Origin of the sequence: Agromyces sp. NPDC127015, assembly GCF_042725165.1 — a bacterium.
Lineage (GTDB): Bacteria > Actinomycetota > Actinomycetes > Actinomycetales > Microbacteriaceae > Agromyces > Agromyces chromiiresistens.
This window is the reverse complement of record NZ_JBHXDI010000005.1, coordinates 35,100-47,833: the sequence shown is the minus strand read 5'-3', so window position 1 is coordinate 47,833 and position 12,734 is coordinate 35,100. Positions and strand designations below refer to the sequence as shown.

The following is a 12,734-nucleotide window of genomic DNA, read 5'->3' as shown; positions in this document are numbered from 1 at the left end:
AGCCTACTGGCCGGTCGGACGGCCCGGTGCCCGGCGGCACGCTCGGCACGGCGCCGTCAGGTGCATCGGATGCCCCGGCGCGTCGGTCGATGCTCGGCCACCCCGAACGGCTCCCGCCGGAGGGCGCTCGTGCGCCCTCCGGCCGGATCGGTTCGGTCGGTGCGGCTCAGCGCCCGGCGTCGAGGCGTGCGCGGGCGAGGCGCTCGGCGGCGTCGAGCGTCGTCGTGCCGGTCGCGACGGCGTCCTGCAGCACGGCGGCGACCACGTCGCCGATGCCCGCGATGCGCGCGTCGAGCGCGGCCTGGTCGGCACCGGGCTGGCCGGCCACGTCGAGGTAGATCACGCCGCCGGCGTTGACGACGAAGTCGGGCGCCCAGACGATGCCGCGCGCACGCAGGAGCTCGGCCACGTCGCGCGAGGCGAGCTGGTTGTTCGCGGCGCCGACGACGGCCGCGACCCGCAGCTCGTCGACGACGTCGGGCGTGAGCACGCCGCCGAGCCCGCACGGCACGAAGACGTCGGCCTCGACCCGGTGGGCGTCGGCCGGCTCCACCCAGGTCGCGCCGAGCTCGTCGGCGAGCGCGCGCTTCGACTCCGCGACATCCGTCACGGTCAGCCGTGCGCCCGCGGCGGCGAGGCTGCGCGCGAGGCGACCGCCGACCTGGCCGAGGCCCGAGATCACGAAGTGGCGACCGGCGGCGTCGGTCGAGCCGAACACGTGGCCGAGCGTCGCGAGGATCGAGGCGTGCACGCCCGCGGCGGTCGCGTCGGCGGGCTCGCCCACGCCGCCCTGCTCGGGCGGGAGTCCGCAGACGTGCTCGGTGCGCTCGTGCACGACGGCCATGAGCTCGGCGCTCGTGCCGACGTCTTCGGCGGTCATGTACGCGCCGCCGAGCGACTCGACCGCGTCGCCGAGGTCGAGCATCGCGTCACGCCGCTGCGCCTCGTCGAGCACGACGCCCGACGGGACGACGACGACCGACTTGCCGCCGCCGCGCATGAGGCCGGCGGCCGCGTTCTTCATGGTCATGGCCTGCGAGAGTCGCAGCGCGTCGGCGAGGCCGTCGGTCCAGTGCCCGTAGTTCCAGACGCGGGCTCCGCCGAGCGCCTGGCCGAGCCGGGTCGAATGCACGGCGACGATGACGGTGAGACCGGAGCGGGGACCGCGGGTGATGAGCACCCGCTCGTGGTCGGGAGCGTCGCTCGGCAGGGTGGCGCTGACCTCGGCGGCTCGCGCCGGGGCGTGGGTGATCGACATCGATCGTTCTCCTCGAATCATCCGCTTCGTGGGCGGAACCTGGCCCGCGCGTGGTCTGCGCAGGGTCGATTCAAGGGTACCTCCGGGCAGATGCCGCAGGGCGCATGGTCGCGGGCGACGACGACCGGCCGTCGCGCGCGGCCGCGCTCAATGGAAGAAGTGCCGCTCCCCCGTGAAGTACATCGTGACGCCCGCCGCCTTCGCCGCCGCGACGACCTCGTCGTCTCGCACCGAGCCGCCGGGCTGCACGACCGCCTTCACGCCGCCGTCGATGAGGATCTGCAGGCCGTCGGCGAACGGGAAGAACGCGTCGGATGCCGCGACCGAACCGGCCGCACGGTCGCCGGCCCGCTCGACGGCGAGCTTGCACGAGTCGACCCGGTTGACCTGCCCCATGCCGACGCCGACCGAGGCGCCGCCGGAGGCGAGCAGGATCGCGTTCGACTTCACCGCGCGGCACGCGCGCCACGCGAACTCGAGGTCGGCGAGGGTCGCCTCGTCGGCGGCCTCGCCCGCGGCGAGCGTCCACTCCGACGCAGGTGCGAAGTGACGGTCGGCCTGCTGCAGCAGCATGCCGCCCGAGACCTGCTTGAGCTCGACCGCCGTCGGCACGAATCCCTCGGGCAGGGTCAGCAGGCGGATGTTCTTCTTCTGCGTGAGCAGCTCGACCGCCTCGGCCTCGAAGGCGGGGGCGACGAGCACCTCGGTGAAGATGCCCGAGACGGTCTCGGCCATCTCGCGCGTGACGGTGCGGTTCGCCGCGATCACCCCGCCGAACGCCGACACGGGGTCGCACTCGTGGGCGCGGCGGTGCGCGTCGGCGATGGCGTCGACGGCGCCGGGCAGGGCGACCGCGATGCCGCACGGGTTGGCGTGCTTGATGATCGCGACCGCGGGCTCGTCGAAGTCGAACGCGGCCCGCACCGCGGCATCCGCGTCGACGTAGTTGTTGTAGCTCATCTCCTTGCCGTGCAGCTGCACGGCCTGGGCGATGCCGGGGCGGCCGCCCTGCGAGGCGTAGATCGCCGCCTTCTGGTGCGAGTTCTCGCCGTAGCGGAGGTCGGCGTCCTTCGTCCAGGTGCCGCCGACCCAGGCGGGGAACGGCGACTCCTCCGCCGGCTGGTCGGGTGCGACGACGCTGCCGATCCAGCTCGCGACCGCGACGTCGTACGAGGCCGTGTGCCGGAACGCCTCACGGGCGAGCTCGCGGCGCTGCGCGAGCGTCGTGCCGCCCGCGGCGACCGCGGCGGCGAGCTCGTCGTAGCGGTCGGGCGAGACGACGACGGCGACGTTCGCGTGGTTCTTCGCCGAGGCGCGCACCATCGCGGGCCCGCCGATGTCGATCTGCTCGACGACGGCGTCGGGCTCGGCGCCCGAGGCGACGGTCTCGACGAACGGGTAGAGGTTCACGACGACGAGCTCGAACGGCGCGATGCCGAGGCCGGCGAGCTCCCGCTCGTGGTGCTCGAGGCGCAGATCGGCCAGGAGACCCGAGTGCACGGCCGGGTGCAGGGTGCGCACACGCCCGTCGAGGTGCTCGGGGTAGCCCGTGACCTCGGCGATCTGCGTGACCGGAAGTCCGGCGTCGGCGATCGCCTTCGAGGTGCCGCCGGTCGAGACGATCTCGACGCCCGCACCGACGAGCGCGGTCGCGAGCTCGACGAGCCCGCGCTTGTCGCTCACGGCGATGAGCGCCCGGCGCACGGGCACGAGGTCGCGTTCGCGGTAGAGGCTGGGGTCGATGGCGTGGCCGCTCATGATCGTGCGAGGTCCTTCAGGTCGAGGTGCGAATTGGCGATGTCGAGCACGGCCTGGATGAGCAGGCGGCGCTCGACGGGCTTGATGCGGTCGTGGAGGCTCGACTCGGTGTCGCCCGGCAGCACCGGGATGCGCTCCTGCGCGATGATCGGGCCGCCGTCGACGGAGTTGTCGACGACGATGAGGCTCGCCCCGGTCTGCGAGACGCCCGCGGCGAGTGCGTCGCGCACGCCGTGCGCGCCCGGGAACTCGGGCAGGTACGCGGGATGGGTGTTGATGAGCTGCGGCGAGAACGCGTCGACGACCGCGGGCGGCACGAGTCGCATGAGGCCCGAGAGCACGACGAGATCGGGCTCCCAGCGCCGCACCTCTTCGATGAGCGCGTCGCCCCAGGCGTCGCGGTCGGGGTAGGCCGTGAAGGGCACCGTGAAGGTCGGTACGCCGAAGTCCTCGCCGAGCACGAGACCGGATGCCTCGCGGTCGGCGCCGATCGCGACGACGCGCGCCGGGAACTCGGCGTCTTCGGCGGCTTCGAGCAGGGCCTTGAGGTTCGACCCTCCACCTGAGATCAGGACGACGAGCTTGAGCACTCCTCGAGCCTACCGGCCGAGATCGGGGCGTGACGTCCCGGCGGCGGCGGCGAGGCCCGTGCGCTGCTGCACGCGAGCGGCGACGCCGCCCACGATCGCCCCGGTGCCGACGGTCGCCGCGGTGACGAGCGCGACGGCCCACGCATCGGGGCCGACGACCGCGAGCCGACCGGGCCCGATCGCGCCGCCCGACCACCAGGCGAGCAGCCCGAGCACGATCGCGGCGACGAAAGCGGCGCCGGCTCCGACGGCCACGGGGCGCCACCACGGGTCGTGCTCGTCGACGGGCGACCCGGCGCGCAGCACGAACCACGCTCCGACGAACCCGAGCACGACGGGCACGAGAAGCCACAGCACGCCCGACGCGGGCGCATCGCCCGGCAGCGCGCCGAGCAGCGGGATGCCGGGGATCTGCCCGAGCACCGTGCCCCCGGGGGCGACCGTCGTGCCCGTCCCGATCGCGAAGCCGGGCCCCAGCAGCCACGACGCGACCCAGATCACGAAGTTCGGCAGGAATGCCAACTCGGTGACCAGGAGCAGGAGTCCGCCGTCGACGCCGGCGCCGAGCGCCTGGGCGAGCCCTGCGATCGTCGCGTAGTCGGCCGCGATGAGCACCGCAACCACGACCCCGGCGACGGCGAGCACGCCGAACGCGGCACCCGCGCCGATGCGGGTCGCCTGACGCACCGAGGCGACGAGGGCGGGCGAGAGGTCGTCGAGGCGGGCGCGCACCCAGCCGCCGGCGAGGTCGCCGGCACCGGCCTCGCGCAGCGTCTCGAGGCCGGCCCCGAGCACCACGCCGATCGCCATCACGAACGCCGGCAGCAGGAGCGCCTGCCAGAACGGCACCGCTGCCGAACCCGTGCTCGCGGAGAGGCCGAGCACGCCGCCGGCGGCCGCGTAGACGACGACCGCGGCGACCGAGCCCGTGATCGAGTGCCCGCCTGCGGCCGAGCGGCGACCGATTCGGCGGCCCGCGACGACGGTCAGCAGAGCGAACCCGAGCAGCGCGATCGTGATGGGGAACGGGTCGCCCGCACCCGGCAGCGCGATGCGCGCGGCCGTGAGTTCATCGAGCTGCACGACCACGTCGACGCCGTGACCGAGCAGCCAGCCGTCGGCGGCGGCGCGGAAGAAGGACGAGACGTCGACCGCCAGCCCGAAATGCACGGCCCACACGACGAGCAGCGGCACGAGCGCGACGCCGAGCCCGATGAGCGCGGCAACGGCGGCTTCGAGGGCGGCGAGCAGGGCGATCGTCGTGCGTCTCATGACGCCGTCGAGCCTACAGGCGTGCGGATGGTTCGACCGACCGCGCCGCGGCGAGGTCGATCACCCGCGCGGGGACGTCGATCACCCGCGCGGGGACGTCGATCACCCGCGCAGGGACGTCGATCACCCGCGCAGGGAGGTGTCGAGCGGTTCCGTCTCCTGCCGGTCGACGTCGAGCACCGCGGTGTCGGCATCGCCGTCGACGTCGCCCGACGGTTCGCCGCCGCCGGTGCTGCTGCCGGTGCTCGCCGTCGCCGACAGGGCGTCCGCCTCGATCTCGTCGGCCGGCCGCCGCAGGAGCTCGACGAGCAGCACGGCGATGAGCGCGACGACGATCGTGCCCCAGACCGACCCGGTCGTGACCGGACGGTTGAACATGAGCACGGCGGCCGCGATGAGCGCGATCGCACCGTAGGCGAAGCCGCGCCCGCGGTCGAGCGCGATGCCGAAGGCACCCGTCGTGATGCCGTGCGCGGCCGCCGTGCGCCGGAGTGCGGAGAAGCCCGAACCCGCGAGCGAGCGAGCGGCGCGCGCCGGCCGCCATGGGCCGGCGAACCACGCGATGATCATGACGAGGATGCCGAGGACCAGGGCAGCCGCAGCCGTCGACGACATCGCCTCGGTCACGTAGCCGTAGATCGCGGTCGCGGCGCCGGCCGGGATCAGGCTCGGACTCACGAGCCCGAGGAAGACGATCTGGCCGACCGCGAAGCCCGCGGCGAGCAGTCCCATGGCGAGTGCGAACCCACCTGCCGTCCAGAAGAGGGCGGCCGAGCGCCGCTTGGCGACGAAGACACCGGCGACGATGAAGCCGAACGCGACCCAGGGCAGCCACGTGCCGACGGCGACGGCGAGCGAGTAGACCGTGCGCACGAAGACGAAGGCGTCGGCCTGTGCGATGGCGATGCTCTTGTCGATGACCGGGATCTGCTCGGCGAAGCCGACCCCGTTCTCGACGAGCCGGTCCTTCACGGCCTCGATGATCGGCCCCAGCTGCACCGACAGGGTGCCGTCGCCGCCGATCTCGAGCGCGGCGTTCGGATCGCCCTGCATGGCGGCCACGAACTGCTTGTGGGAGACGCGCAGTGCGTTCGCCCAGATGTCGGCGAACGCGTCGCTCGTCACGACCCGGTCGACGACGCCGGAGACGAGCGACTGGAGGCCCTGCGTGGCCGGCCCTTCGAGCAGGCCGAGCGCCTGCTGGGCCTTCGGGGGCAGGTCGAGCGAGCGGATGCCGTCGAACACGTCGGAGGTGAGCTGCGGGATGTCGACCTGCTGCTCGATCGCCGCCGTCACCTCGTCGGCGACGAAGCTCTGCACGGCAGGGTCGTCGGCCAGCGGAGCGAAGGTCGCGACGAACTGGTCGGTGTCGACGAGCTCGGCCCTTGCCCAGCCGGTCACCACCGCGACCGGCGCGAGCAACAGGCCGATCACGACGAGCACGATCGCCCCGGCCGTACGGCCGCGGCCGCGCTTCGCACGCGGAACGGCGGCCGGCTCGAGCGCCGCGCCCGCCCCCTCCGACTCGGCTGCGGCCGCCGCCTCGGCGGCCTCGGCCGCGTCGCGAAGCCGTGCGTTCTCGCCCTCGAGTTCTGCGATCCGAGCCTGCAGCTCGGCGTTCGTCATCTTCGGCATCGTGCCCCCTTTGGCACGACGATATCGGTTCGCGGGCCGCGAACACACCGTCAGTGGACGACGGCCTTCAAGAAGATCATGACGAGCCCGAACGCCGCGGTGCCGAACGCGCCGAGCAGCTGCAGGTGGAGGGGCGCGCCCCGACGACGGTAGGCGACGAATCCGAGCACTGCGAGCACGACGACGCCCGCCCACAGGGCGATCCAGATGGTCAGGGCGTCGGGCACGACCTCCAGCGCCCCGAGCAGCAGGATGGCCGAGGGGATGAGCGCCGAGAACAGCAGGCCGAGCGAGCGTCGGAACGCCTCGGAGAACGCCTGCCTGAGGCCCATCACCCCCTCGACTGCGAGGCCGTGGCGGGCCACGGTGCCGGCGTAGACGTGCGCGGCCCAGAAGACGATCACCGTGACGATCACCGTCCAGAACACCTGCCACGAGCTCGACCCGTGCGAGCCCGCGACGACGATCATGCCCGAGACCAGCAGCACTCCGTAGACGGACTCCTCGGTCACGAACGCGGTGCGCACGAGGCTCTCCCGTGGTTGTCCCGCCTGCGACGCCCCGGCCGAGGCATCCCGGTTCTCCATGCTCATTCCGCCACTCTCTCACAGGGTGCGCGGTACCCCCTGTTCTGGGTTCATGAGTAATGCTCGATTACTCTGTCATATCGCCACGGGCCGGTGTACCGTCTCAGATGAGCCCTGAGACTCCCCCTCGGGTCCGATGAATCCCGCCGTCGATTACCCGCGACGACGGGCCCGACGACTCTCACCCGCACGCCCTGCCACGCCCGCGCACAGCCGCCTCGCAACCCATCGCCCCGCGGAGGACCGTCCGGTCCGCCCGGACCGGACGACGCTGCGCGAACCCGGAGGCGACGATGCCACTGCGCAACCAACCCGAGATCTGTCCCACCCCACCCGTGCGCCGGCGACGTCGGCGCTCCCCGCTGATCGCCGTGGCCGCCGTCGGCGGGCTCGTGCTCGCCGGCCTCGCGATTTCGCCGGCCTATGCGAGCCACGTCCCGTTCGGCACGAGCTCCTTCGAGATCGACACCAACGCGAACCTGGTCGTCGACCACGCCGGCAACCTCGACTGGGCGACCGTCACCGAGGAGCGGACGTCCGACATCACCAACCCGAAGAACGACAACTCGTTCGGTCAGGGCACGAAGGAGGACACCGAGGTTCCCTCGGTCGTCACCGGCGGAATCCCGCCGAACAAGAGCGACCTCAAGAACTTCGGGTTCTACCTCGAGACGACTGCGGGCGGACACCAGTACCTGCACCTGTTCTGGCATCGCGTCCAGGATCCGACCGGCACGACGAACATGGACTTCGAGTTCAACCAGTCGAGCATCGACTCGGGCAACGGCGTCACGCCTCAACGGACGCCCGGCGACGTGCTGATCCAGTACGACCTGTCGAACGGCGGCACCAACCCCCAGCTCTCGGTGTCGAGATGGCTCACCGCTTTCGAGGCGCCACCGCTCAACGCCTGCGAGGCGGGGAGCCTGCCGTGCTGGTCCACGAAGGTCAACTTCACCGCCCAGGGGCTCGCGACCGGGTCGATCAACACGACCGCGATCACGAGCGGCAACGCCGACGGACTCGGCTCGATCTCGGCACGCACCTTCGGGGAGGCGTCGCTCGACTTCACGGCGCTCGCCAGCACCCTCGACGAATGCGCGACGTTCGGCAGCGCCTACCTGAAGAGCCGGTCCTCCGACTCGTTCACGGCAGCGCTGAAGGACTTCATCGCCCCGATCGATACCAACTTCCCGACGTGTGGCGGCGTGAAGATCACGAAGCAGACCGATCCCGACGGCGCGACCGCCGACTTCGGCTACGAGGGTGACTTCTCGAGCGAACCGGCATCGAGCAGCTTCACGCTGAGCGACGACGAATCGATCGAGTTCACGAAGGTGCCGATCGGCGTGACCGGCCACGTGACCGAGTCCGACCTTCCCGACGGGTGGGATTTCGACCACATCGACTGCAGCCTCAGCACTGACGGGGCGAATGTCACGACGAGTGGAACCGAGATCACCTTCAACCTCGACAGCGCGGAGGACACGGTCGACTGCACGTACTACAACAAGGCGCGCGGATCGATCACGGTCGTGAAGATCACCGACAGCGGCGATGGGGCGTTCGACTTCACGTCGAGCACGCTCGCGCCGTCGCCATTCACGCTGACGACGACCGGACCCGGTGACGCGGGCAAGGATTCGAGGCTGTTCGACGACCTCGTTCCCGGTACCTACGACGTCGCCGAGACCGTTCCCGCCAACTGGCACCTCGTCAGCTCGACGTGTGACGATGACGACGGAGCGAACCCGGCGACGATCGTGGTCGACCCCGGTGAGGACATCACGTGCACGTTCCACAACGAGCGGAACACGGGCGCGATCCTGATCGAGAAGACGCACAAGCACGCTGCTTCGGGCCTGGGTGAACAGCACCCTGAAGCCGGCGTCACGTTCACCGTCACCGGTGGTGGAATCGTCACCCCGATCGAGGCCACGACGGGACCGGACGGCACCGCCTGCGTGCCGGACCTGCTCGTGAGCGCCTTCGCCGGCACGTACACCGTCACTGAGACGGAGCCGGCCGGCGAGCGCGTCGACGGGGACATCTCGCAACTCGCCGCGGTGGCGACGAGCGCGAACGACTGCTCCGATGTCGGTGCGGCCGCGACCGTCTCCTTCGAGAACATCCCGCTGACCGACCTCACCGTCTCGGTGGACTCGTTGGTCGATGGCGGAACGTTCTCGAGCGTCGACTGCGAACCCAGCGCCGATGACCCCGACCTGCCCCTCACGAGCGGTGACGGCGACGGCAGTGTGACGCTGCACGACCTCGACCCGGGCACCTACGTGTGCACGGTCGTCATCGATCCGTGATCGGAGGCAATGTAACCGAAATGAGGTAACCGACCCGGCGGGTGCGTCCCCCCGATTCGCCCCGCCGAACGCAGAACCCCGCAGACCATCGGTCTGCGGGGTTCTGTCGATCCGGCCGGGATGCCTCGGCGTCGGCCCTACGCGCCCAGCGCGGCGTAGACCTCGCGGAGGAGCTGCGCCGTCTCGCTCGGGGTCTTGCCGACCTTGACGCCGGCGGCCTCGAGGGCCTCCTTCTTCGCCTGCGCGGTGCCCGCCGAGCCCGAGACGATCGCGCCGGCGTGGCCCATCGTCTTGCCCTCGGGCGCGGTGAAGCCCGCGACGTAGCCGACGACCGGCTTCGTGACGTTCGCCTTGATGAAGTCGGCCGCGCGCTCTTCGGCGTCGCCGCCGATCTCGCCGATCATGACGATCGCCTTGGTCTCGGGGTCGGCCTCGAACGCGGCGAGCGCGTCGATGTGCGTCGTGCCGATGATGGGGTCGCCACCGATGCCGATCGCGGTCGAGAAGCCGAGGTCGCGCAGCTCGTACATCATCTGGTACGTGAGCGTACCCGACTTCGACACGAGGCCGATCGGGCCCTTGCCGGTGATGTTCGCCGGGGTGATGCCGACGAGCGACTCACCGGGGCTGATGATGCCGGGGCAGTTCGGCCCGATGATGCGGGTCGTGCCGCCCTTCTCCTTGGCGTAGGCCCAGAACTCGGCCGAGTCCTGCACCGGCACGCCCTCGGTGATGATGACGAGCAGGGGGATCTCGGCGTCGATCGCCTCGACGACGGCGTCCTTCGTGAAGGCCGGAGGCACGAACGCGATCGAGACGTCGGCGCCGGTGGAGGCCATGGCCTCGGCCACGGTGGCGAAGACGGGGAGCTCGACGGCGTTGCCGGAGGCATCCGTGTGCAGCACCGTGGTGCCGGCCTTGCGGGCGTTCACGCCGCCGACCACCTGGGTGCCGGCCGCGAGCATGCGCGCGGTGTGCTTCGAGCCCTCGCCGCCGGTGATGCCCTGGACGATGACCTTGGAGTCCTTGTTGAGGAAGATCGTCATTTCTCTGTGAGTCCCTTACGCGTTCGCCAGCTCGGCGGCCTTGTCGGCGCCCTGGTCCATGTTCTCGGCGAGCGTCACCAGCGGGTGCGCGGCCTCTTCGAGGATGCGGCGGCCCTCGACGACGTTGTTGCCGTCGAGGCGCACGACGAGCGGCTTGTTCGCGGCCGAGCCGAGCTCGGCGAGCGCGCCGACGATGCCCTTGGCGACCTGGTCGCACGCGGTGATGCCGCCGAAGACGTTGACGAACACGCTCTTGACCTGCGGGTCGCCGAGGATGATGCCGAGGCCGTTGGCCATGACCTCGGCCGAGGCGCCGCCGCCGATGTCGAGGAAGTTCGCGGGCTTGACGTTGCCGTGGTTCTCACCGGCGTAGGCGACGACGTCGAGCGTCGACATGACGAGGCCCGCGCCGTTGCCGATGATGCCGACCTCGCCGTCGAGCTTGACGTAGTTGAGGTCGAGGGCCTTCGCGGCGGCCTCGAGCGGGTCGGCCGCGGCCTTGTCCTCGAGGAGGGCGTGGTTCGCGTGACGGAACTCGGCGTTCTCGTCGAGCGAGACCTTGCCGTCGAGGGCGATGACGTTGCCGTCTTCGTCGAGGATGAGCGGGTTGACCTCGACGAGCGTCGCATCCTCGCCCGTGTAGACCTCATAGAGCTTCACGAAGACGTCGGCGACCTTGTCGACGAGCTCGGCCGGGAAGTTCGCGGCGACCGCGATCTCCTTCGCCTTCTCGAGCGTCACGCCCGCGATCGGGTCGACCTCGATGCGCGCGAGCGCCTCGGGCTTCTCGACGGCGAGCTGCTCGATCTCCATGCCGCCCTCGACGCTCGTGAGCGAGAGGTAGGAGCGGTTGGCGCGGTCGAGCAGCACCGAGAAGTAGAACTCCTGCGCGATGCGGGCGCCGCCGGCGACCATGACGCGCTTGACGACGTGGCCCTTGATGTCGAGGCCGAGGATGGCCTTGGCCGCCTCGTACGCCTCGTCGGGGTTCTTCGCGACCTTGACGCCGCCGGCCTTGCCGCGGCCGCCCGTCTTCACCTGGGCCTTGACCACGACGACGCCGCCGAGCTTCTCGGCCGCCGCACGCACCTCGTCGGGGGTGTCGGCGACGATGCCCGGGAGCACCGGGACCCCGTACTGCTCGAACAGGTCTCTGGCCTGGTACTCGTAAAGATCCACGCTCTACTTCCAATCGGTCCGCACGCGCGATCGCGCACAGGGGCTGGTGGGTTTCGGCCCGGAGGGCGACGAAAAACATCTCGACGTCAAGACAAGTGGGCCGACTACCATGCTACTCCCCGCCTCGGCGGGCCGAGAATCGGGCGGGATGCCTCGGTGTCTCGGTGTCCGGACGGCAACCCCCTTGGCGGCGCGGGCGCGCTTCGCGAGACTGGCGGGGTGGCGCGCGGCGGCGGTGGAACGCGGCATCCGGAGGTGCGGATCGGCATCTCGGGATGGGTGTACCCGCGCTGGCGCCGGGAGTTCTACCCGGCCGGACTCCGGCAGGCCGACGAGCTCGCGTACGCCGCCGACCGCATGACGGCGATCGAGCTCAACGGCTCGTTCTACGCGCTGCAGCGGCCGCCGAGCTGGGCGCGCTGGCGCGACACCGTTCCCGACGGTTTCGTGTTCGCCGTCAAGGGGCCGCGGTTCATCACGCACATCAAGCGACTGCACGAGTCGGACGCACCGCTCGCGAACTTCTTCGCCTCGGGTGTGCTCGACCTCGGCGCGAAGCTCGGTCCGATCCTCTGGCAACTGCCGCCGACCCTTCCCTACGACCGCGGACTGCTCGAGCGGTTCCTCGGCTCGCTGCCTGCGACGCGGTCGGCGGCGTCGCGCCTCGCCGCCCGGCACGACGACCGGATGCGCGGCCGGGCCTCCTACCGCGCCGGCGAGGAGGCGCCGCTCCGGCACGCGGTCGAGGTGCGCCATCCGTCGTTCGAAGCGGCCGGCGACGAATGGGCCGACCTGCTCGCCGCGCACCGCGTGGCGAGCGTCGTCGCGGACACGGCCGGCCGGTACCCGCGGATCGATCGCGTCACTGCCGACTTCGCGTACGCCCGGCTGCACGGCGAGGAGGAGCTCTACGCCTCCGGCTACGACGACGAGGCGCTCGACCGCTGGGCCGACTGGGCGCGCACGCAGCTCGACGCCGGCCGCGACGCGTACCTCTTCTTCGACAACGACGTGAAGGTCCGCGCCCCCTTCGACGCGATGGCGCTCATCGCGCGGCTTCCCCGACCCGGCGCACCGGGGTGAGGCGAGCC

Annotated in this window: 10 protein-coding genes; 2 read left to right on the top strand and 8 right to left on the bottom strand. The window is 71.3% G+C overall.

What is annotated here, in order from left to right; all coding sequences use genetic code 11:
* Positions 1–166: 166 nt before the first annotated feature.
* From ACFWGP_RS15020 to ACFWGP_RS14995, 6 genes are all read right to left on the bottom strand, one after another.
* On the bottom strand, positions 167–1,258 hold the full coding sequence (locus ACFWGP_RS15020) for a Glu/Leu/Phe/Val dehydrogenase dimerization domain-containing protein (protein ID WP_376931275.1): 1,092 nt from the start codon (positions 1,256–1,258) through the stop codon (positions 167–169).
* Between the two features lie 147 nt (positions 1,259–1,405).
* A complete protein-coding gene (gene purH / locus ACFWGP_RS15015; RefSeq protein WP_275505494.1) occupies positions 1,406–3,016 on the bottom strand; it encodes a bifunctional phosphoribosylaminoimidazolecarboxamide formyltransferase/IMP cyclohydrolase in 1,611 nt (536 codons plus the stop codon).
* Entirely contained in the window at positions 3,013–3,606 is a 594-nt protein-coding gene (gene purN / locus ACFWGP_RS15010; protein WP_231430166.1) for a phosphoribosylglycinamide formyltransferase, read from the bottom strand. Before purN ends, purH begins: the two co-directional genes overlap by 4 nt.
* Positions 3,607–3,615: 9 nt before the next feature.
* Positions 3,616–4,878, bottom strand: a complete 1,263-nt coding sequence (locus tag ACFWGP_RS15005) for a DUF6350 family protein (protein ID WP_376931274.1) — start codon at positions 4,876–4,878, stop codon at positions 3,616–3,618.
* Between the two features lie 123 nt (positions 4,879–5,001).
* Positions 5,002–6,513, bottom strand: a complete 1,512-nt coding sequence (locus ACFWGP_RS15000) for a hypothetical protein (RefSeq protein ID WP_376931273.1) — start codon at positions 6,511–6,513, stop codon at positions 5,002–5,004.
* Positions 6,514–6,563: 50 nt separating this feature from the next.
* Positions 6,564–7,106 carry a hypothetical protein gene (locus tag ACFWGP_RS14995; RefSeq protein ID WP_231430163.1) on the bottom strand — a complete coding sequence of 181 codons (543 nt, stop codon included), beginning with the start codon at positions 7,104–7,106 and terminating at the stop codon, positions 6,564–6,566.
* 365 nt (positions 7,107–7,471) lie between these two features.
* On the opposite strand from ACFWGP_RS14995, the gene ACFWGP_RS14990 reads away from it, so the two are divergent.
* On the top strand, positions 7,472–9,418 hold the full coding sequence (locus tag ACFWGP_RS14990; RefSeq protein WP_376931272.1) for a collagen binding domain-containing protein: 1,947 nt from the start codon (positions 7,472–7,474) through the stop codon (positions 9,416–9,418).
* 137 nt (positions 9,419–9,555) lie between these two features.
* Here the strand turns inward: ACFWGP_RS14990 and sucD are convergent, their stop codons facing one another.
* Together sucD and sucC are read right to left on the bottom strand one after the other, a co-directional pair.
* Positions 9,556–10,464: a succinate--CoA ligase subunit alpha gene (gene sucD / locus ACFWGP_RS14985; RefSeq protein WP_231430161.1), complete on the bottom strand. Its 909-nt coding sequence runs from the start codon at positions 10,462–10,464 to the stop codon at positions 9,556–9,558.
* A 15-nt stretch (positions 10,465–10,479) separates the two neighbouring features.
* A complete protein-coding gene (sucC, locus tag ACFWGP_RS14980; protein ID WP_231430160.1) occupies positions 10,480–11,643 on the bottom strand; it encodes an ADP-forming succinate--CoA ligase subunit beta in 1,164 nt (387 codons plus the stop codon).
* Positions 11,644–11,862: 219 nt separating this feature from the next.
* On the opposite strand from sucC, the gene ACFWGP_RS14975 reads away from it, so the two are divergent.
* Complete coding sequence (locus ACFWGP_RS14975; protein ID WP_376931271.1) at positions 11,863–12,726, top strand: DUF72 domain-containing protein; 864 nt, start codon at positions 11,863–11,865, stop codon at positions 12,724–12,726.
* Positions 12,727–12,734: the final 8 nt, after the last annotated feature.

Excerpts from the sequence above, each read along its gene's own strand:
- ACFWGP_RS15020 (WP_376931275.1), bottom strand. The coding sequence starts at position 1,258 with ATGTCGATCACCCACGCCCCGGCGCGAGCCGCCGAGGTCAGCGCCACC.
- purH (WP_275505494.1), bottom strand. The coding sequence starts at position 3,016 with ATGAGCGGCCACGCCATCGACCCCAGCCTCTACCGCGAACGCGACCTC.
- ACFWGP_RS15005 (WP_376931274.1), bottom strand. The coding sequence starts at position 4,878 with ATGAGACGCACGACGATCGCCCTGCTCGCCGCCCTCGAAGCCGCCGTT.
- ACFWGP_RS15000 (WP_376931273.1), bottom strand. The coding sequence starts at position 6,513 with ATGCCGAAGATGACGAACGCCGAGCTGCAGGCTCGGATCGCAGAACTC.
- ACFWGP_RS14995 (WP_231430163.1), bottom strand. The coding sequence starts at position 7,106 with ATGAGCATGGAGAACCGGGATGCCTCGGCCGGGGCGTCGCAGGCGGGA.
- sucD (WP_231430161.1), bottom strand. The coding sequence starts at position 10,464 with ATGACGATCTTCCTCAACAAGGACTCCAAGGTCATCGTCCAGGGCATC.